At 62.1% G+C, this 2790-nt stretch carries 3 protein-coding genes; 1 reads left to right on the top strand and 2 read right to left on the bottom strand.

What is annotated here, in order from left to right; translation table 11 throughout:
- Window positions 1-308: 308 nt before the first annotated feature.
- The gene (locus tag WCE35_RS12805) at window positions 309-620 is read left to right on the top strand and encodes a hypothetical protein (RefSeq protein ID WP_424593716.1); all 312 of its coding nucleotides are present in this window, start codon (window positions 309-311) and stop codon (window positions 618-620) included.
- A 114-nt stretch (window positions 621-734) separates the two neighbouring features.
- On the opposite strand, the gene WCE35_RS12800 is transcribed toward WCE35_RS12805, so the two are convergent.
- The gene (locus WCE35_RS12800) at window positions 735-1496 is read right to left on the bottom strand and encodes an ABC transporter permease (protein ID WP_424593715.1); all 762 of its coding nucleotides are present in this window, start codon (window positions 1494-1496) and stop codon (window positions 735-737) included.
- Window positions 1493-2416 (bottom strand): ABC transporter ATP-binding protein, encoded by a 924-nt coding sequence (locus WCE35_RS12795; RefSeq protein WP_424593714.1) that lies wholly within the window; start codon window positions 2414-2416, stop codon window positions 1493-1495. Before WCE35_RS12795 ends, WCE35_RS12800 begins: the two co-directional genes overlap by 4 nt.
- Window positions 2417-2790 lie beyond the last annotated feature (374 nt).

Genomic DNA, 2790 nt, shown 5'->3' with positions numbered 1-2790 from the left:
ACCCTTGGCCTCCAGGCCTCTTTACCCATGCGCCTCGAATACGGCGCCGCAATTCTCCGTCCCCCGGCTTCCACTATGCCCGGAAACTCGCTTTGGTTCCAGCAGCCCGCGGGAGCATCGTTAATGCGGCCCGCGGCGTAAACAAGGCGGGGAGGGGTCGATGGCGGCGGAACACTGACATTTTCGCGAATGGCCTGGCGGCGTTCGCCCGGAATACGCCGCGGCTGTGCAATTTTTCCGTCGCATTGGCGTTACAGAAATCCTGCTGCGGCGGGCGCGACCGCCGCCGGTGTTTCAGGGGAATCCCGATGAACAAGACCAGGATCAGGACAGCGGATTTGTCGGCCGGTCCAACCGTCAAGCTGGTTTTCGCGGCCGCCGCGCTGCTCGTGGCGATGCCGGGAATCGGCCATGCCCAGGGCATCGTGCGCGGAGCCCAGCAAGGGTCCTACGAAGGCAACCGGATCGCCGGGCCGGTTGGCGGCGTGGTCGGGGGCGCCGTCGGCGCCGGCGTTGGCGGCGCCATGGGCGCGGTCAAGGGCGTGTTCGGGATTTCGGATCGCGGCTATCGCTGCCGCGGCTACTACAACCGCCACGGCCACTTCCGCTGCTATCGGTAGTCATTGTCCGTCGTCATACGTCATTCCGGGGCGCGCGAAGCGCGAACTACGATGTGCAATTGCACATCAAAGTTCGCGCCAAGGCCGCGCCCCGGAATGACGCGCTTTCGCGCGTCAATTCTTCAGCCGGTACCCGGTCTTGAAGATCCACCACACCGCGACCATGCAGATGACAAGAAACCCCAGTGTCATGCCGAGGCTCAAGCCGACGCTGACGTCGGCGATCTCGTAAAAACTCCAGCGAAAGCCAGAGATCAGATAGACCACGGGATTGAGCAGCGTGATGGTGCGCCAGGCGGACGGCAGCATGTTCACCGAATAGAAGCTGCCGCCGAGGAAAGTCAGCGGCGTCACCACCAGCATCGGGATCATCTGCAGCTTCTCAAAACCGTCGGCCCAGATGCCGATGATGAAGCCGAACAGGCTGAAGGTCACGGCCGTCAGCACCAGGAAGGTCAGCATCCACCAGGGGTGATGAATGTGCAGCGGCACGAACAGGGCGGCGGTGGCGAGGATGATCAGGCCGAGGATGACCGATTTGGTCGCTGCGGCGCCGACATAGCCGAGCACGATCTCGACATAGGAGATCGGCGCCGACAATATCTCATAGATGGTGCCGACGAATTTCGGGAAATAGATGCCGAACGAGGCGTTGGCGATGCTTTGCGTCAGCACCGACAGCATCACCAGTCCGGGCACGATGAAGGTGCCGTAGCTGACGCCCTCGACCTCGGTGATGCGCGAGCCGATCGCAGCACCGAACACCACGAAATACAGCGAGGTCGATACCACCGGCGAGACGATGCTTTGCAGCACCGTGCGCCAGGTGCGCGCCATCTCGAACAGATAGATGGCGCGGACCGCCCGGAAATTCATCGCGCTTGCACCAGGCTGACGAAGATGTCTTCCAGCGAAGACTGGGTGGTGTCGAGATCGGAGATGCGGATGCCGGCGTTGCGGAGGTCGCTGAGCAGGCTGGTGATCCCGGTGCGTTCGCCCCGGGTGTCGTAATTGTAAGTCAGCGCGCGACCGCCATCGGACAGTTCGAGGTGATAGGCCGCGAGCGCGGGCGGTATCGTCTCCACCTTGCCCTGCAATTGCAGCGTCAGGCGCTTCTTGCCGAGCTTCTGCATCAGACTGGCCTTGTCCTCGACCAGGATGATCTCGCCCTTGTTGATGACGCCGATGCGGTCGGCCATCTGTTCGGCCTCTTCGATGTAGTGCGTGGTCAGGATGATGGTGACGCCGGACGCCTGCAGCGCGCGCACCACTTCCCACATGCCCTTGCGCAGCTCGACGTCGACGCCGGCGGTCGGCTCGTCCAGGAACAGGATTTGCGGCTCGTGCGACAGCGCTTTGGCGATCATCACCCGGCGCTTCATGCCGCCGGACAGCGTGACGATCTTGGAATCCTTCTTGTCCCACAGCGACAGGTCCTTCAGCACCTTCTCGATATGATCAGGATTTTTCGCCCTTCCGAACAGGCCGCGGCTGAAGCTGACGGTGGCCCACACCGATTCGAATGCGTCGGTGTGCAGTTCCTGCGGCACCAGCCCGATCATCGCGCGGGCGGCACGGTAATTGGTGTTGATGTCGTGACCGTCGACGATGACCCGGCCTTCGCTCAAATTGGCGATGCCGCAGATGATGCTGATCAGCGTGGTCTTGCCGGCGCCGTTCGGCCCGAGCAGCGCAAAGATCTCGCCGCGATGGATCTCGAGATTGATATTGTTCAGCGCCTTGAAGCCGGAGCCATAGGTCTTCGAGAGCTTGGAGACGGATATGATGGGGGACATGAGGGGGTTGATAGTGTGATGGCCGACCTGGTCGGGAGAGGACGCCAGCAGCAGATAGGAACGTTGAAGGCGTTCCGCAATTGCCGCCGAGCTAATTTGCGACGATCAAACCTTCGCAGCGCATTTGATCGCGGCCGATCTCGAAACGCCGCCGATCGCCGAATCGCATGTTCTTGTGGCGCGGGCAGCAGCCGTTGGCCTTGTGTGGTTTGCACAGGAGGCACCCCGCACGCGCGGATTTCGGTCGTTTGCGCTTGTGGTTCATGACGGGCTTTTACACCCGTTCCACGAAACTATCGACCGTCTTCTTCTCGCCGGCTTTTTCGAACGCCATGGTGAGCTTGTTGCCGCCGCTCCGGCGGATGGCGCCTGGC

Origin of the sequence: Bradyrhizobium sp., assembly GCF_049691595.1 — a bacterium.
Taxonomy (GTDB): Bacteria; Pseudomonadota; Alphaproteobacteria; order Rhizobiales; family Xanthobacteraceae; genus Bradyrhizobium.
The sequence above is the reverse complement of the archived record's forward strand: the minus strand, read 5'-3'. Positions and strand labels throughout refer to the sequence as shown.

Bases quoted from the DNA above. Each gene is read 5' to 3' on its own strand.
- WCE35_RS12805 (WP_424593716.1), top strand. From the start codon at position 309: ATGAACAAGACCAGGATCAGGACAGCGGATTTGTCGGCCGGTCCAACC.
- WCE35_RS12800 (WP_424593715.1), bottom strand. From the start codon at position 1,496: ATGAATTTCCGGGCGGTCCGCGCCATCTATCTGTTCGAGATGGCGCGC.
- WCE35_RS12795 (WP_424593714.1), bottom strand. From the start codon at position 2,416: ATGTCCCCCATCATATCCGTCTCCAAGCTCTCGAAGACCTATGGCTCC.